Raw genomic sequence first — 24,735 nt, 5'->3', positions numbered from 1 at the left:
TCCTAGTTAAATATGGATATAAACTATTAGGTTGTTAGGAACAGTTCAATCCCTAAAATTATCACACCCCCAATATCAAAGCATAGAATATGCAAAGATAAACCAGACTCTGACTATTCAAATAACTTATACATATGTAATACCTATTCAATTTTCAAACTTTTTATACAATTAAATGCATATATATAATGTCGTTTGAATACATGTAGTTTCTCATAAATCCTTTCATTTACGTGATTTTTTTGAAAAATTAGCAAAAATATTATTTATACACTTGATTTTATTTTTATACATATTTATAATTGAGAAATAATTTAGATAACGAACTTAAGAGAAGGTGATTTGGTGAAGGTCGGAATTATCGGTGCCACAGGATACGGTGGAGTCGAATTATATCGTATATTATCCAATCATCCACATGTAGAAGAATGTATACTTTACTCATCTTCAGAAATGGATGTTCCATATAGCAACTCGTTTCCCCATCTATATCAATTAAGTAATCATATATTGCGAGATATCAATGTTGAAGAAATAAAAAGAGACATACAGTTTTTGTTTCTTGCAACACCACCTGGAGTTTCAAGAGACTTAACACCAAAGTTTCAAGGATCAAATGTAAGGATAATCGATCTATCCGGTGACTTGAGGTTAAAAGATCGATTAGCTTATGAGCAATGGTATAAGCGACCATGTGTATCAGATGATATTTTGGAACATGCTGTATACGGCCTGTCTGAACTTCATAAAGAAGAAATAATGAATGCTGATATTCTTGCAAATCCAGGCTGTTTTCCGACAGCAACGATTTTAGGCTTGGCACCTGTTGTCCAAAACAAAATCATTGATGTCAAATCAATAATTGTTGATGCGAAAACCGGTGTATCTGGTGCAGGACGCAATGCATCACAGGCATTCCACTATCCTGAAGTAAATGATAATGTGAAAATTTATAAAGTACATGAACATCAGCATGTTCCGGAAGTTGAGCAAGCCCTTCATTCTTTAAATGAAGCAGTTGGTGCTATTTCTTTTTCAACACATTTGATTCCAATGACACGTGGAATTATGGCAACCATTTATGCAAGTGTAGAAGATTCATATACAACGGAAAAATTACTAGATTTATATAAAAGCTATTATGCGGAATCACCATTTGTTCGTATTCGTGAGCAGGATGTATTTCCTTCAACAAAAGAGGTGTACGGGTCAAATTTCTGTGATATCGGGGTAAAGCTTGATGAACGAACAGGCAGAATCACTATCGTTTCAGTAATAGACAATTTAATGAAAGGTGCAGCAGGTCAAGCGGTTCAAAATTTCAACCTAATGAACGGTTATGAGGAAACAACCGGCTTGTATTTTGCACCTATTTATCCATAAGACTATTTTGCAGATGAAATGGAAGGTCAGACTCTAAGAAGGGGCAAATTGACTAAACCAATGTCATTGTAAAAGAGAGTTGATCATGACAACCAGGGAGGAAAAAGAAGTGCTACAAGCAAAAGAAACATCTGCTATTACAAAAATTGAAAATGGATCTATTGTAACACCGAAAGGATTCTCAAGTGACGGTGTTCATGCCGGACTCAGATATTCAAGAAATGATCTGGGTGTTATCTACAGTGAGGTACCAGCAAATTGTGCAGCCGTTTATACCCAAAGTCATTTCCAGGCAGCTCCGCTAAAAGTAACGCAGGCAAGCATCGCTGAAGAGGAATTGTTGCAAGCAATTATCGTCAATAGTGCAAATGCGAATGCGTGTACAGGAGAACAAGGATTAAAAGATGCTTATGAGATGAGAGAAAGAACTGCAGACCTGTTTAACATCAAACCTCATTATGTTGCGGTTGCATCTACAGGTGTAATTGGGGAATTTTTAAAAATGGATAAAATTCGGTCTGGGATCGAGCAGCTAAAACCCCATTCAACATATGAAGCTGCTGAAGCCTTTCAAACAGCCATTTTAACAACTGACTTGGTTATGAAAACATCATGCTATCAAATTGAAATTGATGGAAAAACGGTTACCATCGGTGGTGCGGCTAAAGGTTCAGGGATGATTCATCCAAACATGGCAACGATGCTTTCTTTTGTGACAACAGATGCAAAGATTGACTCTGCATCACTACAGGCACTTTTAAGTAAAACAACAGATAAAACATATAATCAAATCACAGTTGATGGTGATACATCCACAAATGATATGGTATTGGTCATGGCAAATGGGCTGGCTGAAAATGAGCTGTTAAACGAGCAACACCCAGGATGGAAGGATTTTAAAACAGCATTTCATAAAGTTAGTGAAGAGTTAGCGAAACAAATTGCTAAAGATGGCGAAGGGGCAACAAAGCTAATTGAAGTAGAGGTAACTGGAGCAAAAACAAAGCAGGAAGCAAATGTTGTTGCCAAAAAGATTGTCGGATCAAGCCTAGTCAAAACAGCTGTTTACGGAGCGGATGCAAACTGGGGAAGAATTATTTGTGCAGTAGGTTATAGTGAAGCACAAGTTGAACCTGAGAGTATTGATATTTACTTAGGAGATATCTGTTTATTTACAGATAATCGTCCTCAATCATTTTCAGAGGAAGTTGCCTCAGAATACTTAAAACAAGATCAAGTAAAGATTACAGTTCATCTTGGTGTCGGAGAGGAAAAAGGAAAAGCGTGGGGCTGTGATTTAACATATGATTACGTGAAGATAAACGCAAGCTATAGAACGTAAGGGAGATTGTTATGTCAAAAACAGTTGTATTAAAATGTGGCGGTAGTACTGTTCACCAATTGTCAGAGTCTTTTTTTCATAGTTTACAAGCATTGATTTCCTCAAACTGGAGGGTGTTGATCGTACACGGTGGCGGTCCTGATATCACGAACATGCTGAAAGCTTTAAAAATAGAAACCGAATTCTACAATGGTCAACGTAAGACAACAGAAGAGGTACTTGAAGTTGCTGAAATGGTGTTAGCCGGAAAGATTAATAAGCACCTAACAAGGCTGTTGAACGAAAAGGGATTAAAATCGATTGGATTGTCCGGGACTGATGATCAACTATTACTAGCGGGTTTCTTGGACCAAGAAAACTTAGGTATGGTGGGGAAAGTAACATCAGTTCATACAGCAGCTGTAGAATTACTGATGGATAATGGCTATATTCCTGTTGTAGCGCCACTTGCAAGTACTGAAACACATGATACCCTTAACGTTAATGCTGATTTAGCAGCTGCAGCAATTGCAAATGCAGTTGGAGCAGAAAAATTCTTATTTGTAACAGATGTACCAGGTATTTTAAATAAAGAAAAGGAAGTCATTGAGACCGTAACACCGTCTCAAATTGATGAACTGATAAAGAATGAAATCATTACAGGTGGAATGATCCCTAAGGTGGAATCAGCTGTTTCCACACTTTCAGATATTTGTCAGGAAGTCATGATAGTAAGTGGTCAGCAAGCTTTCATTGAAAAAGATGCTTTTAAGGGAACGAAAATTGTGAGTGAGAAGGAGGTCTTGTCATCATGAGTTATTTATTTCCAACATATGCACGCTGGGACGTAACCATTAAAGAAGCAAAGGGTTCATGGGTAACAGATGTGAATGATGTAAAATATTTGGACTTTATTTCAGGTATTGCCGTTTGTAACCTCGGTCATGCCAATGAAGAAGTATCAAATGCTGTGCAAGAGCAGCTTACAAAATACTTGCATATGTCCAATTTATTTCACCAGCCTATTCAAGAAGAAGTAGCAAAGCTTCTAGTCGAAGCTAGTGATGGAGATGCAGTGTTTTTCTGTAACAGTGGAGCTGAAGCAAATGAAGCTGCGATTAAACTGGCAAGAAAGCATACTGGTAAACATAAGATCGTTACGTTCTTACAATCATTTCACGGCAGAACGTTTGCGACAATGTCTGCAACAGGTCAAGAGAAAATTCAACAAGGCTTTGGACCTTTACTCGAAACATTCCAGTACCTCACCTTTAACAATGTGGAAGCATTAGATGAGCTTGGAACTGATGTGGCAGCCATTATGCTTGAAGTTGTTCAAGGTGAAGGCGGAGTCGTTCCAGCTGACAAAGAATTTATTGAAAAAATAGCAGAAACATGTCAGAAGATCGGTGCATTACTTATTATAGATGAGGTTCAAACAGGAATCGGCAGAACTGGTAAGCCATTTGGTTATCAGCATTTTGGAATTAAGCCTGATATTATTACATCTGCAAAAGGTCTTGGTAGTGGGTTGCCAGTTGGTGCAATGATCGGTCAGAAATCGCTTATCGAAACATTTCAGGCTGGAAGCCATGGATCTACCTTTGGAGGTAATCCAATTGCCATGGCTGCTGCAAAAGTGACATTAGAGAAAATTTTTGATGAAGAATTTTTAAAAGAAGTGGAAGGAAAAAGTAACTATTTAATAGGTAAGTTGAATAATTTAGTAGGAAAGCATCCACTTGTAAATGATGTTCGCGGAAAAGGACTCCTAATCGGGATTGAATGTAAGGAACAAGTATCCGAAATCATTAATCAGTTAAGAGAGCAAAAGCTACTTGTTCTGCCGGCTGGTCCTAATGTTATTCGTTTACTTCCACCATTAACTGTTTCTTATGAAGAAATCGATATAGCGGTAAAAGTAATAGGAGATGTTTTCTCGACAGTGGATTATTCGGTGGGAGCTCATTAATTCGAGCATTTTTTTTACAAGTGATTGAATAAAAATACTTATGTTTAAATAATTATCCATTAGGGAATTGAGTAGAATTAAAGACAAACGAGGTGTAAGCAGATGAAAGGATATCTCCATTTAGAGGATGGTTCAGTTTATGCAGGAGAACTAGAGCACGGGTCTTCCAAGGATATAAACGGAGAAATCGTATTTTTTACAGGAATGTCAGGTTATCAGGAAGTACTAACTGATCCTTCTTATAAAAATCAAATTGTTGTATTCACTTACCCGTTGATCGGGAATTACGGTGTCAATATAAGTGATGATGAAAGTAAAAAGCCGCAGGTTAAAGCAGTTGTAATCTATGAGTGTACATCACAATATTCTCATTATGAAGCACAGTATAGCTTTAAAGAATATTTGGAAAAGTGGAACATCCCGATTATTCATCATATTGATACCCGGGCAGTGGTGAAAAAAATCAGAAATCACGGATCAATGGCAGCTACAATTACGTCAAAGTCTGCATTATCTGAAAAGCCGAGTACCATTTTCGAAGATGGAGTATTTGAAGTTGTATCAGATAAGCTTGAAACATATGGGAATGGGGAAAAGCATATTGCATTAGTAGACTTTGGATATAAGAAATCAATACTTACATCCTTATTAGATAGAGGCTGTAAAGTCACGACTGTCCCATTTAAAATGATGGACCAAATAGGTGATTTAAAGCCTGATGGTGTCTTATTATCAAATGGCCCTGGAGATCCTGAGCAATTATCAAGCTACTTTAGTCAAATTAAAAAAGTTGTTTCTGCTTACCCGACATTAGGAATTTGTTTAGGTCACCAATTAATTGCTCTATCTTTCGGTGCTAAAACGACAAAACTATTATTTGGACATAGAGGAGCAAACCAACCTGTTTTTGATCTTAAAACAAATAAAGTCTTCATGACATCTCAAAACCATAGTTATGTTGTCATTAAAGAGAGCTTAAAAGATACAGATTTATCGATGCGTTTTTATCATATTAATGATGATTCAATTGAAGGGTTATCACATAAAAGTTTACCAGTTTTAACAGCGCAATTTCATCCCGAAGCACATCCGGGACCTTCAGATAGTGAATGGATCTTCGATGAATTTTTAGAGTTAGTCGCAGTTGCAAAAGGAGATATACTTTATGTCTAAAAATCAGTCTATCAAGAAAATTGTTGTTATTGGTTCCGGCCCTATTGTGATCGGGCAGGCCGCAGAATTTGATTATGCAGGTACACAAGGCTGTCTGGCTTTAAAGGAAGAAGGCTACCAAGTCGTTCTTGTTAATAACAATCCTGCAACCATCATGACAGATGAGGAATTTTCAGATGTTTTGTATTTTGAACCATTAACAGTGGAAAGTTTAACAAAAATTATCGCCAAAGAAAAACCGGATGGCTTACTTGCATCTTTAGGTGGTCAAACCGGGCTTAACCTGGCAATGGAACTTCATGAAGCAGGTGTTCTAGAGAAATATGGTGTGCAATTATTAGGAACTTCTATTGATTCGATCCGTAAAGGTGAGGATCGAAATGAGTTCCGTCAATTAATGTATGATTTAAATGAACCTATCCCTGAGAGCTCCATTGTTACCACATTAGAGGAAGCCCTTGAATTTTCTAATAAAATCGGGTTCCCAATTATCATCAGACCTGCCTATACACTTGGCGGGAAAGGCGGCGGAATTGCTTCAAATCTTGAAGAGTTTAAAAAGCTCGTAAGAAGTGGTTTGCAAGCAAGTCCGATTACACAATGTTTAATTGAAAAAAGTATTGCCGGCTTTAAAGAAGTAGAATATGAAATGATTCGTGATCATAAAGGAACGTGTATTTCTGTATGTAATATGGAAAATATTGATCCTGTTGGTGTTCATACAGGTGACTCAATTGTTGTTGCACCTTCACAAACATTAACAGATCAAGATTACCATATGCTAAGAAGTGCAGCCGTTAAAATTGTTTCAGCACTTGGTGTGATCGGTGGATGTAACATTCAATTAGCGTTAGATCCTAATAGCAAACAATACTATGTTATTGAAGTAAATCCACGGGTCAGCAGATCATCTGCATTAGCATCAAAAGCAACTGGTTATCCAATTGCAAAAATTGCTGCAAAGCTTGCAGTAGGATATACATTGGAAGAATTGAAAAATCCTCTAACGATGAGTACGTACGCAAGCTTCGAGCCAGCGCTTGACTATGTTGTTGTGAAGTTCCCAAGATGGCCTTTTGATAAGTTTAATAAGGCTGACCGTAAGCTGGGGACTAAAATGAAGGCAACTGGTGAAGTTATGGCGATTGAGCGTAATCTCGAAGCAGCTATTCAAAAGGCATGTGACTCTCTAGAACTGGACAATATCGGTACACACCTGCCAGAGCTAAAAGATTTATCCATTGATGAATTAAAAGCAGTCATGAATAAAACAGATGATCGCCGCTTTTTTGCAGTGATGGAGCTATTAAGAAAAGGGAGCACGATACAAGAAATCCATGAGCAAACAGAAATGGATGTGTATTTCCTTTCAATATTCCAACGAATTATCGATCTGGAAAAGCAAATCCAGGAAAGAACTATTTCAACACTTGAAGCTGAGTTTATAGCAAATGTGAAGGAAAAAGGGTTCTCTGATAAGACGATCTCATCATTATTAAATGCTCCTGAAGCTGAAGTTCGAAAGGCAAGACTTCAAGCAGGGGTAAAGGCTTCTTATAAATATGTTGATACATGTGCAGCAGAGTTTGAAGCCCGTACGAATTATTTTTATTCTACCTATTTCGGTGAAAATGAACAGCCTGATTTAACAAATAACAAAAAGATTCTAATCATTGGATCAGGCCCAATACGTATCGGTCAAGGGATCGAATTTGACTATAGTGCTGTTCATGGAATTAAGGCATTAAAGCAATTAGGCTATGAAGCTGTGATGATAAATAATAATCCGGAAACGGTTAGTACTGACTTTGAAACAGCAGATCGATTGTACTTTGAACCGATTACGCTTGAACATGTATTAAATATCGTTGATTCCGAGGGAATTGATTCTGTTATTGTCCAGTATGGCGGGCAAACGGCGATTAACCTTGCTGAACAATTAGAATCTGCGGGTGTAAAGCTGCTTGGTACTGATACTGAAACATTAGATTGGTTGGAGGATCGCGACAAGTTCTATCAACTGTTAGATGAATTATCCATACCACATGCTGCAGGATTAACGGCAAACAATGCGGATGAGGCATTAAAAGGAGCAAAAGAAATAGGTTTCCCGCTGCTTCTTAGACCATCATATGTTATTGGCGGAAAAGGTATGGTCATTGTTCATAATGAAGAAACCTTAGAAAAGTTACTTGCGGAAAATACAAATATGATTTATCCGGTTCTGATTGATCAATTTGTTGAAGGACTTGAGGGAGAAATTGATCTTATTTCAGATGGTCAAGATGCCTTTATTCCAACATATATTGAGCATGTTGAGCCTGCAGGTGTCCATTCAGGGGATAGCTTAGCCATCCTTCCTTCTCAAAACCTGACGGACAAAAATAAACAGGTTATTGCTAACTACGCAAGTGCATTGGTGAAAAAACTGCATTATCGTGGAATTATGAATATTCAATTCTTAGTGAAAGATCATACAATTTATATTGTAGAAGTAAATCCACGTGCAAGCAGAACAGCGCCGATTATTAGTAAAGTAACGGGTATTCCTATTATTAAGCATGCTACCTATTTATTATGCGGTAAAAAAATAACAGAACTAGACATAACCTCCCCAGAGCCTAATAACATGGTGGCGGTGAAATATCCGGTCTTCTCCAGTCATGCTTTACATGATGTTGATATTACACTTGGACCGGAAATGAAGGCAACTGGTGAAGGAATGTGTATTGGAAATAATTTAGAGGCAGTTTATCGCAAGATCTTTACAAAGGACTTAGAGAACGTACGAAGTGTCTTTTTTGATATAACAGATAATGAGGCGATAAAAACAGCTAAGGAAGTTGGACTTGAAGTTGTGACAGATCAGTATGAAACCTGGGTTGAGGGAGAAAAAGGCATTTTCGTCTCATTGATTGACAGTGATGAAGCGAAATTAGCACGCCAACAAGCGATTGAAAAAGGAATGCTTCTTTTTACAAACCTTTCAACATTTTACGCTTGTTTAACATCCATTACTGCCACTGATGATGAAGTATCTTCAATTCAGGAATTTTTGAAACCATTGGTGAAAAACCAATAGGTTCCGCCTAAGCTAAGGAAGGTAGTGAGCTGAAATGAGTATAAATGTAAAAAATAAAACAGCAGTCGAAAAACGTGATTTTTTAACTCTACTTGATTATAGTAAAGAGGAAATTTTAGCTTTAATTGAAGAAGCATTTAAATTAGAAGAAAATCCAATTCAACCTGTCCTGCAAGGAAAAACACTTGCGATGATCTTTGAAAAATCATCTACAAGAACACGGGTATCTTTTGAAACAGGAATGCTTCAATTAGGGGGTCATGCATTATTTTTAAGTAGCCAGGACCTTCAATTAGGAAGAGGTGAGCCTGTTTCTGATACAGCGAAAGTGTTGTCCGGCTATGTTGATGCGATTATGATCCGTACATTTGGTCATGATAAAATTGAAGAATTGGCCAAGCATGCTAGTATCCCTGTAATCAATGGTTTAACAGATCTTTTCCACCCGTGTCAGGCACTTGCAGATTTAAAGACAATTTACCGCATAAAAGAAACATTTGAAGGTGTAAAGACTGCATACTTAGGAGACGGAAATAATGTAGCTCATTCCTTAATGATTGCTGCGGCCAAGGTCGGAATGGATTTTTCATTGGGATGTCCAAAGGGATATGAACCTGATGCAGACATTGTAGCGAAAGCTCAAAAGCTTGCAGAAGAAACAGGTGCTACAATTACAATCACATATGATCCGATTGAGGCAGTTAAAGACGCTGATATTATCTATACAGATGTATGGGCAAGCATGGGTCAAGAAAGTGAACAACAAGAACGTTTGGTTGCATTCAAAGACTTCCAAGTAAATGACCAGCTTGTTCAGCATGCAAAAGCAGACTATCATTTCTTACACTGCTTACCAGCACACCGTGAGGAAGAAGTTACAGCCTCCATTATTGACGGCGAACACTCAGCTGTCTTCGAACAAGCAGAAAACAGACTTCATGTCCAAAAAGCACTACTAAAAAAATTACTTTCATAAAGAGACACGGGGACAGGTTCCTCGTCCAATCGGGACGAGGAACCTGTCCCCGTGGTCCTTTACATGAAAATAACCCATATGGAGATACTAGTAGTAATGCAATGAGAGGAGGTTAACAATGGGACAACAACATCGTTTTCGAGTAGGACAAAAAGCCCCTAATAATGGGATTTATGTAGAAATAGGTGAAACTGGGGACAATGTGAAAAATCCTGGTCAAATTAAATTGAAGGCTGGAGACCGTTTCCCGGAAACAGCTAACCATAACCGTCAATGGACATATAAACGTAAGCCTTAATAGATGAAGAAACAAAAAAAACCTACTGTTAGAAGTAGGTTTTTTTGTTTTTTAGTCGAATCATTTTTAATACTCAGGTTTTTTAATGATGATCATGCTTAGCTACAGGCTCGTTAGGAATAACCTCAGCAATAATGAAAATGACAACGATTGCAATCACGGATAAAACTGTCGCAGTCATAAAATCGTAATGACCACCTGTCATATTATTCACTACATATGACGCCATGTGAATTAATAAAAAGCCCCAAAAAAATGTCCAAAAGAAACGCAAACCATTCACCTCAATTTCCAGACGAGTTCTTATTATATATTATCACAAAATATTTCAATTTTAAAAGAACCTTTTTAAATTGTTCATAAACTCTCCATAACCTGCATGAAATAATAAAACTAAAGGAAATTCTTATGGGGAAAATTCTATCGAAAGGTTGGAAAAAGCTGTTAGCGGCAATAGAATCTTTCATTTTAGATGTGTCCATATTTGCAACAAACGTGATACAATCCCATTCTTTTTAAAAAGTTAGACATACATTATAGAGAATTAAAATGACATTGAAGAGAAAGGTGGTGGGCAAGTGATGACGATAACGGAACGCTTTTTTCAGATTGAGACAGAATGGAATGTAATACATTTACCATTTAAACCAAATGGGTTTGGAATATTAATCATTGGTGATCGTTCAGATTTTGTTGATGAAACCTCCAGTTTTTGGCACCAACATTATGGGAGAAATCAATTAATCTCAGATTTAATGAAACAGGGTTATACACTCTTTCATTCGAATCTTTATGGAAACCACTGGGGCAGCCCTCGTTCAGTCACAATGGCGAAACAGTTATACCATTTAGTCATGAAAAAAGAGATATTAAATCAACGAATTCATTTATTGATCGATGGAATGGGTGGGTTAACAGGGTTACAATTAATGCAGGAAATACCTGAAAAGATTCGTTCTGTCGCCATGATGAATCCTTGCCTTGACCTCCAAGCCCATCTTGAAAATGAAAAAGAGCATAAATTTTTTTATAAACGATTAATAAAGGAAATTTCGGCAGCGTATGGTGTTGATCCAAAAATCGTTTCATCTCTAAATCTTCCAACACTAAACACAACTTCTCATATACCTGTGAGAATTTGGCAAAAAACGAATAGTACGATCTATTCTCCACAAGATCACAGTAAAAAATATGAGGAAATGCGCAACAAAGCTGAACATCCTATTCAATTAATTTATCATCTAGGTGACAATTTATACCGTATAAATCAATCAATCATAAGATTTTTTAAAGAAAATGAAAAAGTGTTATAAGGTTAGAAAAGCTTAGGTTTTCAAAAACCTGAGCTTTTTTATTAGATATATGGGGGATCCCATGTCAGGAGGCGACGAGGCTTGTCATTCTGTCAAAGGAATACTAAATGAAGGATCTTTTGCATATTGTAAGATATCGTCCTTAAGGAGGTAATTAAAGATATGCGAGTGATGGTGTTTGGAGCACAGTCACACATTGGGTTTGCGATCTGTGAAAAGTTGCTTGAGGAGGGAATTGAAGTTTGTGGAGTTTTTTTAGACTCTTCCTCAAAAATAAGAAAGCTTCTACTCGATGAAAGAATGTTGTTGATTGGAAGAAATGCCTTATTTCATGAATTAACATTAGATCATGAATGGAGAAACATAGAAGCTACCCATGTAATTTATTGTAAAGAAAAAAGCCATAATCAAGATCAGTTATGTTTCGAGAAATCTGTTGAGACAGCAGTTGAAACTAAGAGCCGGTACTTTTATGTAGCGCCTGATCTCAGACAGATTGAAGAAGACGATCAGTATCTTACGTCAACACTGGAATCTTATACGCTTTTTAAGTTACCGGTGCTTTATGGACCATTTCAACCACCAGATGAAAAAATTCATCAACACTTAAAATCTTGTGTAGCAGGCCAGAAAAAAACACTTATTATTAAAGAGCCGATAATATTTATTACAGATGCTGCGGAAACAATTGTTGAGATCATAGAAAAAGGTGATTATCAAAAAGTGTATTCGTTTTTATGTGAACAAAACGACGAAACAATTGAATCAGTTTCAGTTGAGGTAAAAATGAATGCAAAAGAAACTGAATCAGGTGGATACCGTATCATAAACAAAACATCCATGAAAAAAGGATTATTGGAACAGATTTCCTGTATTAAAATGTATAGAAAGATCTATGGACTTGATAGTTAGTGCTTGAACAAATAAAACAGGAAAGGCTAAAATAAAAGCGAAGGAAAAAGTATACAAGGAAGTGGTTGCCCATGTACTTAAAGCTAGGTTCTGTTCTTATTATTCTTCTTTCGCTTTTTGGTTGTGGACAACCTGTAGCTTCGGGGGAACTCGAAAAGGTTGGTTTACTTGTTACAGAAACAATTGATGAAAAGGTTTGGGGAGCAAAAGGCTACAAAGGATTGTTGAAGATTCAATCGGAATTAAATGTCGACGTATATTACAAAGAAGGCATGAATGATGAGGCAGGTATACGTGAAGCAATCGAAGAATTTCATAACAATGGCGTAAATCTCATTTTTGGACATGGAAGTGAATTTACAAATTATTTCAATGAGATAAGTAGTGAATACCCGGACATTCACTTTGTTGTTTTTAACGGAGAAGCCAATGGTGAAAATGTTACAAGTTTGAATTTTGATTCAAATGCAATGGGTTTTTTCGGTGGGATGGTAGCCGGAGAAATGACAAAAACGAACAAAGTGGCAGTTTTAGCAGCTTTTGAATGGCAGCCTGAAGTTGATGGCTTTTTCGAAGGTGCTTACTATCAAAATGAAAATGTGGAATTAGATATCCAGTATGTACAAGATTGGAACAATACGGATATTGCTTTAACTCTACTTGATCAAATGATAAAAGATGGAGTAGACATTGTCTATGTAGCTGGCGACGGATATAATATAGCTGTGATTGAAAAGTTAAAAGAAGAGGGGCTATATGCAATCGGCTTTGTTTCAGATCAATCTGACCTGGGAAAAGGTACAGTGTTAACAAGTACAGTTCAACATGTTGACAAATTGTACGAAGTTGTCGCAAAGGAATTTGATAACGGAAAACTGAAAAATGGGGAACTCTATTATGATTTTAAAGACGGAGTGATTTCATTAGGTACCTTCAGTCCTCTGGTCGACGAAGAATTCAAATCAACCGTTATGGAATCAATCAAAGAGTATAAGGAAACAGGACTCTTACCTAATCAACTATAATAATCATTAAAAGGAGTGAATAAAATGGAACAGCACCCAAAAACAATGGAATTTATGCAAATTGCTATGAAGTACTTACCTGAAGCAAAGCAAAAGCTAGAAGGATCAGGAATTGAATTATCAATGGAAACCATCCAACCAATGCTTGAACTATTTACAAAAGTTATGGGAGAAGCATATGAGCTAGGGAAAAAGGATGCTCAATAAAAAAACAAAGGCTGCCAATCAGGCAGCCTTTATTTAATTTTCTTCTTTATATAATCAACAATTGGTCCAAATTCTTTTAAAACCGGTTTTAAATTTTCTAATGAGCCCATAATATCATCAATCTGCTCCATTAAGGTAAAGTAGTTCACCTCATTATTATGTTCTTCTGCTTGTTTTTCTTGAGAATTGTGTTGTTCTCTGTGTTTATTGGGAACCCTATTTCCGAACATAAGCTGTGTAAAGCGGTCGGATGGAGGAGTGTCTGCGGTTTCCTTTTCTGTAGCTTCTGACAGTGAATCTAGGTCAATCTTTTCTTCATCCTTTTCATCATAAGACATGTCTTACACCTCCTTTGCGTTTAACTGCGATACATATCTATTACTAGTTTATGAATGGGAGTGTAGCAAGGTCTAGACATGTGTACAAAAACATTAATATTGAAAAAAAAAAGTGAATAAGATAAAATTAGTACCAAGTCATAATAATTGATATAAAAATACGATTTTCAATAGTAGAAGATAAATGAGTGAAGAATGAATGGATAAAAGGGGCTGTACAAATGAATGCAGGGATAATAGGTATCGGTCGATACACACCTGAAAAAGTTGTTACAAATGCAGATTTAGAAAAAATTGTGGATACCTCTGATGAGTGGATTAGAACAAGAACCGGGATAGAAGAACGCCGCATTGCAGATGATTCAATAGATACATCACATATGGCAACATTTGCTTCGGAAAAAGCTTTAAAGGATGCTGGAATTTCAGCAGAGGAATTAGATCTGATTTTAGTTGCAACTGTGACTCCTGATCAGCCGTTTCCTACTGTTGCATGTATGCTACAAGAAAAATTAGGAGCAAAAAAGGCAGCTGCAATGGATATAAGTGCTGCATGTGCAGGTTTTATGTATGGAATGGTTACAGCTAAACAATTCGTTGAGTCTGGTGCCTATAAAAATGTATTAGTAGTCGGAGTTGAAAAACTTTCAAAAATTACAGACTGGGATGACCGTAATACGGCAGTTCTTTTTGGAGACGGGGCCGGTGCAGCAGTCATTGGTCCAGTTAGTGAAGGAAAAGGAATTCTATCCTTTGAATTAGGTGCGGACGGCACAGGCGGAAAGCATCTGTATCAAGATGAATACATCATTATGAATGGTCGTGAAGTATTTAAATTCGCTGTTAGACAAATGGGTGAATCCAGTGTGAACGTGCTGGAAAAAGCAGGTTTAACAAAAGAAGATGTAGACTTCTTAATCCCGCATCAGGCTAACATTCGAATCATGGAAGCGGCAAGAGAGCGTTTAGAGCTTCCAGTTGAAAAAATGTCTAAAACCGTGCATAAATATGGAAATACTTCAGCAGCATCCATTCCGATTTCTTTAGTAGAAGAAGTAGAAGCAGGAAAGATTAAAGATGGAGACTTAATTGTAATGGTCGGTTTCGGAGGAGGACTTACATGGGGAGCAATTGCTCTTCGTTGGGGTCGATAAACTTAGAAGAGATTGATTCTAGATTGTTAATCTGATGTTGGAGTCAGGTTTAAAAATAATAAAAAGTTATTGTCTGTTTTCGCAAGTATTGTTGCAAATAAATAATATTGTAACTCTATAGTGGAATGTAGCGGAAGACACTCGACTCCTGCGGGAAGTAGAGGAAAGGCTGAGACCCCACAGGCGAAGCCGAGGAGGCTCAGCTTCCTCCCCGGCGCATGGAGTGTCTGGAGCGCAATGGAACGAACTAAATTTTAACATTTAACTGCATTTTTTATAAAAAAGTATGCGAAAACAACAAAAAAATTAATTGAGATAATCAAAGAATGAGGTGAAGGTTCATGGAAAAAAAGCGAGTGGTAGTAACAGGATTGGGTGCAGTAACTCCGATTGGAAATGATGTAGAAACAACTTGGCAAAATGCAATAAACGGGGTTTCAGGTGTTGGACCAATCACTAGAATAGATTCAGAGCCCTATGCAGCAAAAGTAGCAGCAGAGCTTAAAGACTTTGATGTTGAACAATTTATGGATAAAAAAGACGCAAGAAAAATGGATCGCTTTACTCAATATGCAGTAGCAGCATCCTTCATGGCTGTTAAAGACGCAAATCTTGAAATCACAGATGACATCGCTCCACGTGTTGGTGTTTGGATCGGTTCTGGTATTGGCGGAATGGAAACCTTTGAACAACAATATAAAACACTTCTAGAAAAAGGTCCTAGAAGAGTAAGTCCATTCTTCGTCCCAATGCTTATCCCGGATATGGCAACAGGTCAAGTTTCAATTGCTTTAGGGGCAAAAGGTTTTAACTCCTGTACAGTAACAGCGTGTGCAACAGGAACAAACTCAATTGGAGATGCTTTTCGTGTTATTGAACGCGGGGAAGCAGATGTGATGATTTCAGGTGGAGCAGAAGCACCTCTTACTGAAATGTCATTTGCAGGATTTACTGCTAATAAAGCATTGTCAACAAACCCGGATCCTAAAACAGCTAGCCGCCCATTTGACCAAGATCGTGATGGTTTTGTTATGGGTGAGGGAGCAGGAATTGTTGTTCTTGAGGAATTGGAGCATGCTTTAGCTCGAGGAGCAAAAATATATGCTGAAATCGTAGGATATGGGGCAACAGGTGATGCCTACCATATAACAGCACCAGCACCAGGTGGTGAGGGTGGATCAAGAGCAATGCGGATGGCAGTTGAAGGTAGCGGCCTTTCAGTTGATGATATTGATTATATTAACGCTCATGGTACAAGTACCCCTTACAATGATAAGTTTGAAACACTGGCAATAAAAGAGGTATTTGGTGAACATGCTAAAAAATTAGCGATAAGTTCAACTAAATCAATGACAGGTCATCTTCTAGGTGCAGCTGGTGGAGTTGAGGCTATTTTTAGTGTTTTGGCGATTAAAGAAGGTATCATTCCGCCAACGATTAATTTGCAAACTCCAGATCCTGAATGTGATCTAGATTATGTTCCTAATAAATCCCGTAAACAGGAAGTAAGAGCTGCTCTAAGTAACTCTTTAGGATTTGGCGGACATAACGCAACGATTATTTTTAAGAAATATAATGCTTAATTTTTATAAACCCGACAGTTGTGTCGGGTTTATTTTTTACGAAATCGTTTAATTAATAATATAGTGGCAAATTAACAAATAGGTAACTTCCATCAAGAACAGTTCATCCTTCAATTCATAGAATACATATGAAGGGGGAGATGTTCATAATGAGTTTAATCAATACGATTGATTGGCTAGAGAATACACCACAGCAACTAAAGATTTGTGAAAAATTAATTCCATATTTTAACGAAATGAATAAAAGAGAAATTGCTTCCTATCTAAATTCATTTGGGATGTATAAACACCCAGCAAACATTGATCAATGGATTGAACAGATGACAGAAAAGCAAATTGGCCATTATATTAAAAAGTTAGCAAAGAGATATAAGCTTGAGTGGAACGGACCGGATGTACCGATCTTTATGTTACCAATAGATCAAGCCAATCGGAAAATAGAGAGAGAATACCGGGGAAGAGCTGGTTTAGCTTTTCATAATAAATTATTCTTATTTCTTTCTAAAGACGTACATAAAGACGATATTGAGTCTTTATTTTTACACGAATATCACCATGTTTGCCGACTGGCTGCTGTCACAAAATCTGAAGATACGTTTACGATAATTGATACAGTGATAATGGAAGGTTTGGCAGAAAATGCGGTTAGGGAAATGGTTGGCGAACAGGCTGTGTCGAATTGGACGAATTTATATGATTCAGACCAATGTGAAAGATTTTATGAACGAATGATTCTGCCGAATAAAGAGATGACCAGAGAAAGTTCGAAATTTTCCCAGCTCATGTATGGAACTGGATTTTATCCAAATATGCTGGGGTATTCTGTAGGATATCATATTGTAAAAACATTGATGGATAAGACAGGACTGAAAACAAAGCAGATGTTAGGTATGCCGTCTGAAAAAATACTGAAAAAGTATTCGGATGTAAAGAAAATATCATAAAAAAAAGCCTAATTTCATACAATGTGTTAGGACATGTTCAAACTTCTGAAAAAACAATGCATAATCTTCATAGATTGGAATAAATTCTCTAAAATTTGCCTATACTGTTTGACAAATGGTACTGAAGTGAGGGGTTTTTATATGTTATTTCTTCATGATGTTTGGGTAAATTGGTTTGAAGGTGAAGAGAATGGATACAATGTCTGTCATTTTCATGAATGGAGAAAAGATGACAGTGTTGAACTCCTTGATCAGGTTCCTCTATTAAAGGTAAATTCCATGCTATTCGACTACATAGAAAACAACTTATCGGAGTTACCACCTGGTCTATTAAAAGATATTTTTCAAAAGGCTTATATTCGTAAAAATCATGAGCGAATCCAACTTGATTATTGTTTTGTTGTGACAGATGGAATTGGAATTTTAGCAGTTGATACAATTGGCTATACCATTCCAATTCGAAAAAGCAGAATTATCCCAAGACAAGAACAATTGGTATTTGAAATGGTGAAAGATATTGAGCCTGAATCATATTCAACAGAAATTATAAAAGAAGAATCAAACAAGGAATATCATATTTTGTCTTTAGCACCACAATATATGAGAGGCTTGACAAGAAAAGAACGCCAATTAAAGCAATTGTTATTTATGGCGCTTGATCAGCTGCTGGCAACAAAAAATGCTGCTGAAGTGAAGTACTGGTATACTGAATGGAACCCTACAAAATATGAGGATATTCAGCAAAGAGAATTTGATGAAGTATGGAATCAGCTCTATGAAGAAACATTAAACGGTTGGTCTCCAAAGCATATTCAGCTATGTGAACGACTAATAAAAGGACAACCCTTTTTTGAAAAGCTTTGGGACATGGAGCATGAATCAAAGGTTAATTGATTTGGACAAGCTACATAGTAAAAAAACGATGTGATAGGTTCACATCGTTTTTTTTAGGTTTAATAGGATTTGCAAAAATATCATGGAATTTGCAAGATAAAATAAAAACTTGCAAAAAATTAACAGGATTCTGCAAAAAAGCGGCAAAATTTGCAAAATTATATAGAAACCCTGCAAAATAGAGTTTAGAAGTAACTCCTACCGGCGAGTCAGTGCATATTACTTACGCTTACGACCTAGTCCCATGGCATTTTCCATTTTCTTTAATGTGCGACTTGCAACTGCATTCGCCTTTTCTGCACCTTTATCAAGGATTTGATCCAACTCATCTGACTCCATCAGCTGATAATACTTATCTTGGATCGGTTTTAATGCATTTACAACAACCTCAGCTACATCTGTTTTGAAATCCCCGTATCCTTTTCCTTCATATTTTGCTTCGATTTGTTCAATCGATTCATTTGTTAATATAGAATAAATCGACAAAAGGTTTGAAATTCCAGGCTTGTTTTCTTTGTCGTATTTTACAATTCCTTCCGAATCTGTGACAGCACTTTTAATTTTTTTCTCAATTTGTTTAGGATCATCTAATAGTGTGATAAATGCTTTTTGATTCGCGTCTGATTTACTCATTTTTTTTGTTGGATCCACTAGTGACATAATGCGAGCGCCAACTTTTGGAATACGCACCTCAGGGATAGTAAGAACATCGTTATATTTTTTATTAAAACGTTCTGCCAAATCTCTGGTTAACTCTAGATGTTGTTTTTGATCTTCTCCTACTGGTACAAGGTCAGTGTTATAAAGAAGGATATCTGCCGCCATTAGTGGGGGATATGTGAGTAATCCGGCAGAAACAGCTTCTTTTCCATGTGATTTATCTTTGAATTGTGTCATTCTTTCTAATTCTCCGATATAAGAAACACATTGTAACATCCATCCTGCTTGTGCATGGGCAGGAACCTCGGATTGAATAAATAAAGTGACTTTCTCAGGGTCTAAACCAACTGCAAGATAGAGTGCTGCAAGACTTCTAATGTTTTTCCTTAAAGCTAAACGATCCTGAGGAACAGTGATTGCATGTTGATCAACAATACAAAAATAACAGTTGTACTCATCTTGTAAATCAACAAATTGTTTTAATGCGCCAATATAATTACCTAATGTAACGGAACCACTTGGTTGTATTCCTGAAAAAATTGTTTTCATAATACCCTCCTGAAATGTATAAAAATAAACGCAAAAAAGGCCCACTCGCCCCGAAGATAGGGACGATGGACCGCGGTGCCACCCTAATTATTTCTTAAATGAAATCACTCTGATCTTTAACGCAAGATTACGTCTGCACGTACTAAATTTCTGCACAGAAGCTCAGAAGTCCATTCCATAACGGTCATTACCTGTTTGCACCAACCACAGGCTCTCTAAAAAATGCGCCAGATATGTACTACTCTTCATCATAGCCGATTATTTTTTATATACTTTAAAGTATAAGAAAAGATATAGACCTCCGCCATTCTTGACTGTAAGAAGTCGTGTTTTTCTAATTATATGAAATCATGTATGCATTTGCAAATTTTTAATGTTTTAAATGTAGTAATAAAGAACTGTCCCGATCACTACAATTCCTGTCATAACTAATCCACTAGTTAAAAAAGGTGAATGATCAAATGTTAATAGCTCAGAAACTGGCGTCATTTCATTCACTTCCTGTTTTGAAAGCTCCTTACCCTTAGAAACAAACATTCTTCTAAAGCCGTACGTTATACCGTCAAAGAAACCACCTTTTACTGTGATTGTAAAGAAAGAAATGAACAACAAACCCAAGGCGAAAAAGAAAGAAATATTTATAAAAGATAAAATAGTTAATTTTTGGTAAATGATAAATGACAGTAAGATTGTTAAACATAAAGACACAATAATGAGTGTAACAGATCGATTAGTACGCAATTTCTTTCACTCTTTTCTTGTTAAAATACTATTCCATCTATTATATCAGATGAAAGGGGGAGGGGAAAAACAAGTGAAGTTATTGTAGAAATATTTATTAGATGCAAATGTATAAATTATATAAAAGCATTCGTCATATTTCTACATTTTCTACAAAAAATGTTTGTGAGATTTTGTAACCCTTTCCAATTCAACGCGTTAAAGCGTTGTGAAGAAATTAGGTGAAAAATTAAGAAAATTCAAATGGAGTTATGTAGGTCTTTTTACCTATTTTTTATTCGAATTTCATTAATATTATTGCATTTGTGTAAATTTTATTAAAAAAATAAATGCACAATTTACTGAATACTTGTATAATAATCCGTGTAAAGAAACTTGTTCAAAATAAAGGGAGGTCAAATTTGTGAAAAAGTCGAAATATTTTCTACTTTTAGCATTATCGCTTGTACTAAGTATGTTCTTAGCTGCATGTAATGGTGGCGGAGATACTGGTAAAGAGACAGATACAGGCGGAGATGAAGGTACAGCAGAGCAAAAAATTACTGCTCTAGAGTCACAGGCAATTCCATCAATGGATAGTGTAATGGCTCAAGATACAGTTAGTTTCACTACGATGAATAACGTAATGGAAGGTTTATACCGTTTAGATCCTAACCAAGAAGTTGTTGAAGGTATGGCAGAAGGTGAACCTGAAGTTAGTGAAGATGGTACAGTTTATACATTCAAATTAAGAGATGCGAAATGGTCAAATGGCGACCCTGTTACAGCGAATGATTTCGTTTATGCATGGCAACGTGCAATTGATCCTGCAAACGCATCACCTTATGGTCCATATATGATGGATGGTAAAATTAAAGGAGCAGCTGAAATTACTGCAGCTGGTGCTGAGAAAATAGAATACGATCTTAACACTTTAGGTGTTAAAGCAATCGATGAGAAAACACTTGAAGTAACATTAGAAAGACCAATTCCATATTTCCAATCCTTAATGGCGTTCCCAACGTTCTATCCACAAAATCAAAAGTTTGTTGAAGAACAAGGAGATAATTACGCGAAAACTGCGGAAAACCTAGTTTATAACGGACCATTCGTTTTATCTGACTGGGGTGGAAGCACTGCATCTGAATGGACTTACACAAAAAATGAAGATTATTGGGATGCAGAAACAGTTAAGTTAGAAACAGTTCAATGGAATGTATTAAAAGATTCTCAAGCATCTGCAAATGCTTTTGAAACTGGTGAAGCAGATGTAACTGGAAAACTTTCTTCTGACATCGTTCCTCAATATGAAGGCGATGAAAGAATGGTAAAATGGTTAGAACCAACAATCTTCTGGTTGAAATTTAACCAAAAAGAAAATGAAGCTCTAAAAAATCCGGATATTCGTAAAGCTCTTGCACAAGCAATTAACAAAGAAGACTTCGTTAACAGTGTATTAAACAATGGTTCAATCATTGCAAACTATGCTGTTCCAAGTGAATTTGTTAAAAACGAAGAAACTGGGAAAGACTTCCGTGAAATTAATGGAAATGAATTATTACCATATGATGTAGATGCAGCAAAAGCATCATGGGAAAAAGGTTTAGCTGCTCTTGGTACAGATAAAGTAGAAGTAAGATACTTAGGTGATGATACTGAAAGTGCTAAGAAAGTAGCAGAATATGTTAAAAATCAATTAGAAACAAATCTTCCTGGCCTTACACTTAAAGTTGAAAGTGTTCCATTCAGCGTTCGTTTAGATCGTGAAAATTCTCAGGATTATGATATTCAAATGGCTGGTTGGGGTCCTGACTACTTAGACCCAATGACTTTCTCTGACCTATGGTTAACAGGCGGAGGAAATAACAAAATGGATTACTCTAATGAAAAGTATGATCAGTTAGTAAAAGACGCTCAAACAACGTTAGCACAAAAACCTGTAGAGCGTTATGAGGCACTTGCTGAGGCTGAAAGAATCTTACTTGAAGAAGATGCTGCGATTGCTCCTATGTATCAACGTTCTTCTAACGTGTTAGTAAATGAGAATGTTGAAGGATTTACTTACCACTTAGTTGGACCAGAATATAGTTACAAATGGGCATCAGTAAAATAAGTATTGATTTTATTAGTACTTTTTGATTATAGTGATAATTGATGTAAAGAGAGAGAGTATATTGAATGTCGATATACTCTCTTTTCCCTTGTTGGGAAATTGTCGAACTTTGTAGAATATTTAATTTATTTAGGAGGTGCACTCATATGGCGAAATACTTAACTCAACGTGTTATTTATATGGTCATTACACTTTTATTAATTGCCACGTTTACTTTTTTCCTCATGAAAATTATTCCAGGTACACCTTTTACAAATGCTAGTAAATTGTCAGAGACACAGCTAACGATTATGAAAGATAAATATGGTTTAGATGAACCCGTACCGGTTCAATATATGAACTATATGGTGAATATGCTTAAAGGTGATTTAGGTGTTTCCTTTCAGTTCAATAATGTAGGTGTCACTGAAATACTTGTGAATAGCATTGGTCCATCAGCAACACTCGGATTTCAGGCCATTCTTTTCGGTACAATCTTCGGTATTATTTTAGGAGTCATTTCAGCATTAAGACAAAATACTTGGGTTGATTATAGTGCAACATTTTTAGCGGTACTTGGTAAATCAATCCCTTCATTTGTTTTTGCGGGACTATTGCAATATTACATTGCTGTAAAATTAGGGTGGTTTCCAGTTGCATTCTGGAAAGGCCCGGAATACACGGTATTGCCTACAATTGCATTAGCTATGTTCCCGATTGCAACAGCGGCAAGGTTTGTTAGAACCGAAATGGTAGAGGTTTTAGAATCCGATTACATTACACTTGCTAAAGCTAAGGGTGCCAGCTGGTTTGAAATTGCTTTCAAGCATGCTCTTAGAAATGCTTTAATTCCAGTAGTAACTGTTTTAGGACCGTTGGTTGTTAGTTTAATGACCGGTTCCCTTGTTATTGAAAAGATATTTGGGATTCCGGGACTAGGTGAGCAATTCGTGAAGTCAATTACAGTAAACGACTACCCGGTTATTATGGGTACAACAATCCTATTCGCGGTTCTGTTTGTTGTCGTTATCTTAATTGTAGATTTACTGTATGGAATCATTGATCCGCGGATTCGTTTAGCGGGAGGTAAAAAATAATGGCACATGAGAAAATTTCAAAAGAGTTGTTTAAACCCGCTCATATTGATTCAGCGAAAAGCGAAGAGATTTCCAAACCAAGCCTTAATTATTGGCAGGATGCATGGTTACGCGTTAGGAAAAACAAAGGAGCTATTGTAAGCTTAATTGTTCTGGCAATATTAACTATTATGGCTCTTGTTGGCCCGCATATAAACGGGTATGGCATTGACGAACAAAATCTTAAACATTCTAACTTACCTCCAAGAATTCAGGGGCTAGAGAATATTAGCTGGTTACCATTTGATGGGGACTTAACTAGAAAAAATGGCGATGTTTATAATGCCTATGAACAAAAAAATGTAGATGAATATTACTGGTTAGGGACAGACAGTCTTGGTCGTGATTTATTTACACGTGTATGGAAAGGTACACAAGTATCATTATATATTGCAGTATTAGCTGCCGTTATTGATATGGTTATTGGTGTTTTATACGGTGCTATTTCCGGATTTGTCGGCGGCCGCACTGATAATGTTATGCAACGGATTACAGAAATATTAGTAGGTATTCCAAACCTTGTTGTTGTTATCCTCATGATTATTGTGTTGGATCCAGGTATTTTATCGATTACAATCGCCTTAACCATTACAGGTTGGGTTGGAATGGCGAGGGTTGTCCGTGCCCAGGTCATGAAATTAAAACAACAGGAATATGTTTTAGCTGCTAGAACATTAGGTTTGTCAAATGGAAAGATTATTTGGAAGCATCTTTTACCAAACTTAGCTGGTGTAATTATCATCAACACAATGTTTACTATTCCAAGTGCCATTTTCTTCGAAGCCTTTTTAAGCTTCATTGGACTGGGATTACAGCCGCCGTTGGCTTCTTTAGGTACACTGATTGATGACGGGTTTAAAGTACTTCAGCTATACCCTTATCAAATGATCATACCGGCAATTATTATCAGTTTAATTATGATCTGCTTTAATATGATTGCAGATGGACTGCGCGATGCTTTAGATCCGAAAATGCGTGACTAGAAAAGGTAGGTGAACCCGAA

23 protein-coding genes and 1 other annotated feature are annotated in these 24,735 nt (G+C 36.6%); of the genes, 19 read left to right on the top strand and 4 right to left on the bottom strand.

Going from position 1 to position 24,735, the window contains the following annotated elements; all coding sequences use genetic code 11:
- Positions 1 to 345: 345 nt before the first annotated feature.
- The 8 genes from argC (at position 346) to BK577_RS24120 (ending at position 10,205) form a co-directional block, all read left to right on the top strand.
- Entirely contained in the window at positions 346 to 1,383 is a 1,038-nt protein-coding gene (argC, locus tag BK577_RS24155; RefSeq protein WP_078435218.1) for an N-acetyl-gamma-glutamyl-phosphate reductase, read from the top strand.
- Between the two features lie 109 nt (positions 1,384 to 1,492).
- Entirely contained in the window at positions 1,493 to 2,725 is a 1,233-nt protein-coding gene (gene argJ / locus BK577_RS24150) for a bifunctional ornithine acetyltransferase/N-acetylglutamate synthase (protein ID WP_281252639.1), read from the top strand.
- A gap of 11 nt (positions 2,726 to 2,736) precedes the next feature.
- A complete protein-coding gene (gene argB / locus BK577_RS24145) occupies positions 2,737 to 3,519 on the top strand; it encodes an acetylglutamate kinase (protein ID WP_078435216.1) in 783 nt (260 codons plus the stop codon).
- Positions 3,516 to 4,676, top strand: coding sequence for an acetylornithine transaminase (locus tag BK577_RS24140; RefSeq protein ID WP_078435215.1), 1,161 nt, complete (start codon positions 3,516 to 3,518; stop codon positions 4,674 to 4,676). Before argB ends, BK577_RS24140 begins: the two co-directional genes overlap by 4 nt.
- Before the next feature lie 102 nt (positions 4,677 to 4,778).
- Positions 4,779 to 5,849, top strand: coding sequence for a carbamoyl phosphate synthase small subunit (locus BK577_RS24135; RefSeq protein ID WP_078435214.1), 1,071 nt, complete (start codon positions 4,779 to 4,781; stop codon positions 5,847 to 5,849).
- Positions 5,842 to 8,931 (top strand): carbamoyl-phosphate synthase (glutamine-hydrolyzing) large subunit, encoded by a 3,090-nt coding sequence (locus BK577_RS24130; RefSeq protein WP_078435213.1) that lies wholly within the window; start codon positions 5,842 to 5,844, stop codon positions 8,929 to 8,931. The genes BK577_RS24135 and BK577_RS24130 overlap by 8 nt, the downstream gene beginning before the upstream one ends.
- Before the next feature lie 34 nt (positions 8,932 to 8,965).
- Positions 8,966 to 9,907, top strand: coding sequence for an ornithine carbamoyltransferase (gene argF, locus BK577_RS24125; protein ID WP_078435212.1), 942 nt, complete (start codon positions 8,966 to 8,968; stop codon positions 9,905 to 9,907).
- 118 nt (positions 9,908 to 10,025) lie between these two features.
- Entirely contained in the window at positions 10,026 to 10,205 is a 180-nt protein-coding gene (locus BK577_RS24120; RefSeq protein WP_026561040.1) for a YjzC family protein, read from the top strand.
- 82 nt (positions 10,206 to 10,287) lie between these two features.
- Here the strand turns inward: BK577_RS24120 and BK577_RS24115 are convergent, their stop codons facing one another.
- Positions 10,288 to 10,479, bottom strand: a complete 192-nt coding sequence (locus BK577_RS24115; protein ID WP_078435211.1) for a YjzD family protein — start codon at positions 10,477 to 10,479, stop codon at positions 10,288 to 10,290.
- Between the two features lie 307 nt (positions 10,480 to 10,786).
- Here BK577_RS24115 and BK577_RS24110 point away from each other — a divergent pair, with 307 nt between their 5' ends.
- From BK577_RS24110 to BK577_RS24095, 4 genes are all read left to right on the top strand, one after another.
- Complete coding sequence (locus tag BK577_RS24110) at positions 10,787 to 11,518, top strand: alpha/beta hydrolase family protein (protein WP_078435210.1); 732 nt, start codon at positions 10,787 to 10,789, stop codon at positions 11,516 to 11,518.
- Positions 11,519 to 11,680: 162 nt separating this feature from the next.
- The gene (locus BK577_RS24105) at positions 11,681 to 12,430 is read left to right on the top strand and encodes a Rossmann-fold NAD(P)-binding domain-containing protein (RefSeq protein ID WP_078435209.1); all 750 of its coding nucleotides are present in this window, start codon (positions 11,681 to 11,683) and stop codon (positions 12,428 to 12,430) included.
- A gap of 71 nt (positions 12,431 to 12,501) precedes the next feature.
- On the top strand, positions 12,502 to 13,455 hold the full coding sequence (locus BK577_RS24100) for a BMP family ABC transporter substrate-binding protein (RefSeq protein ID WP_078435208.1): 954 nt from the start codon (positions 12,502 to 12,504) through the stop codon (positions 13,453 to 13,455).
- Positions 13,456 to 13,479: 24 nt separating this feature from the next.
- Positions 13,480 to 13,662 (top strand): ComZ family protein, encoded by a 183-nt coding sequence (locus BK577_RS24095; protein WP_078435207.1) that lies wholly within the window; start codon positions 13,480 to 13,482, stop codon positions 13,660 to 13,662.
- A gap of 29 nt (positions 13,663 to 13,691) precedes the next feature.
- On the opposite strand, the gene BK577_RS24090 is transcribed toward BK577_RS24095, so the two are convergent.
- Entirely contained in the window at positions 13,692 to 14,000 is a 309-nt protein-coding gene (locus tag BK577_RS24090; RefSeq protein WP_078435206.1) for a hypothetical protein, read from the bottom strand.
- A 221-nt stretch (positions 14,001 to 14,221) separates the two neighbouring features.
- Between BK577_RS24090 and BK577_RS24085 the strand changes: the two genes are divergently transcribed.
- From BK577_RS24085 to BK577_RS24070, 4 genes are all read left to right on the top strand, one after another.
- Positions 14,222 to 15,154, top strand: coding sequence for a beta-ketoacyl-ACP synthase III (locus BK577_RS24085; protein WP_078435205.1), 933 nt, complete (start codon positions 14,222 to 14,224; stop codon positions 15,152 to 15,154).
- 341 nt (positions 15,155 to 15,495) lie between these two features.
- A complete protein-coding gene (gene fabF, locus BK577_RS24080) occupies positions 15,496 to 16,737 on the top strand; it encodes a beta-ketoacyl-ACP synthase II (protein WP_078435204.1) in 1,242 nt (413 codons plus the stop codon).
- 149 nt (positions 16,738 to 16,886) lie between these two features.
- Positions 16,887 to 17,681, top strand: coding sequence for a DUF2268 domain-containing putative Zn-dependent protease (locus BK577_RS24075; protein WP_169908460.1), 795 nt, complete (start codon positions 16,887 to 16,889; stop codon positions 17,679 to 17,681).
- Between the two features lie 141 nt (positions 17,682 to 17,822).
- Positions 17,823 to 18,575 carry a YjbA family protein gene (locus tag BK577_RS24070; protein WP_026561050.1) on the top strand — a complete coding sequence of 251 codons (753 nt, stop codon included), beginning with the start codon at positions 17,823 to 17,825 and terminating at the stop codon, positions 18,573 to 18,575.
- Between the two features lie 219 nt (positions 18,576 to 18,794).
- Here BK577_RS24070 and trpS read toward each other — a convergent pair whose 3' ends face one another.
- Positions 18,795 to 19,787, bottom strand: a complete 993-nt coding sequence (trpS, locus tag BK577_RS24065; protein ID WP_180321243.1) for a tryptophan--tRNA ligase — start codon at positions 19,785 to 19,787, stop codon at positions 18,795 to 18,797.
- A gap of 52 nt (positions 19,788 to 19,839) precedes the next feature.
- Positions 19,840 to 20,045: a binding site (T-box leader), on the bottom strand.
- Between the two features lie 117 nt (positions 20,046 to 20,162).
- Positions 20,163 to 20,525 (bottom strand): DUF3899 domain-containing protein, encoded by a 363-nt coding sequence (locus BK577_RS24060; RefSeq protein WP_078435201.1) that lies wholly within the window; start codon positions 20,523 to 20,525, stop codon positions 20,163 to 20,165.
- Between the two features lie 403 nt (positions 20,526 to 20,928).
- Here BK577_RS24060 and BK577_RS24055 point away from each other — a divergent pair, with 403 nt between their 5' ends.
- From BK577_RS24055 to opp3C, 3 genes are all read left to right on the top strand, one after another.
- Positions 20,929 to 22,617 (top strand): peptide ABC transporter substrate-binding protein, encoded by a 1,689-nt coding sequence (locus tag BK577_RS24055; RefSeq protein ID WP_078435200.1) that lies wholly within the window; start codon positions 20,929 to 20,931, stop codon positions 22,615 to 22,617.
- Positions 22,618 to 22,763: 146 nt separating this feature from the next.
- Positions 22,764 to 23,693 carry an oligopeptide ABC transporter permease gene (gene opp3b / locus BK577_RS24050; protein WP_078435199.1) on the top strand — a complete coding sequence of 310 codons (930 nt, stop codon included), beginning with the start codon at positions 22,764 to 22,766 and terminating at the stop codon, positions 23,691 to 23,693.
- On the top strand, positions 23,693 to 24,715 hold the full coding sequence (gene opp3C / locus BK577_RS24045) for an oligopeptide ABC transporter permease (protein WP_078435198.1): 1,023 nt from the start codon (positions 23,693 to 23,695) through the stop codon (positions 24,713 to 24,715). The genes opp3b and opp3C overlap by 1 nt, the downstream gene beginning before the upstream one ends.
- The last annotated feature ends 20 nt before the right edge of the window (positions 24,716 to 24,735 follow it).

The organism is Metabacillus halosaccharovorans (genome assembly GCF_002019635.1).
GTDB lineage: Bacteria > Bacillota > Bacilli > Bacillales > Bacillaceae > Metabacillus > Metabacillus halosaccharovorans.
This window is presented reverse-complemented; position numbering and strand designations above follow the sequence as displayed.